Source organism: Alkalibacterium sp. m-11 (genome assembly GCF_054658155.1).
On sequence record NZ_BAAGIR010000409.1, the window covers coordinates 1 to 355 of the forward strand.

Consider the following 355-nt stretch of genomic DNA (forward strand, 5'->3'; position numbering starts at 1 on the left):
TCTGCTTTGATAAGTGTCCGTCCTTTTTGCTTGGATTTATATTCTAATTGGCGGACGAATTCATACCATCCTGCATCACCAATGCTTTTTGCCAGTTTATGATTTTTCATCAGGTTCTTACTGGACAACGTTTCGATTACAATGACTTGGTTTTCGTCTGTAATCTTTTTGGATAGTTTGTGCAAGAAATCTTTGCGCTGATTGGCAATCTTTTCGTGCTTTTTGGCTACCTTTAAGCGTGCTTTATTGCGGTTCTTACCGCCTTTTTGTTTGCGGGATAATGACCGTTGCGCCTTCTTCAGCTTCTTTTCGGACTTGTACAGCGGTTTTGGATTTTTGTGCTTCTCAGTTTCCC

Annotated in this window: 1 protein-coding gene; it reads right to left on the minus strand. The window is 40.8% G+C overall.

Annotated elements, in window-relative coordinates; genetic code table 11:
- The coding region (locus tag ACYQ2O_RS12995; RefSeq protein ID WP_459796811.1) for an RNA-guided endonuclease TnpB family protein at positions 1-355 on the minus strand (355 nt) is incomplete at both ends.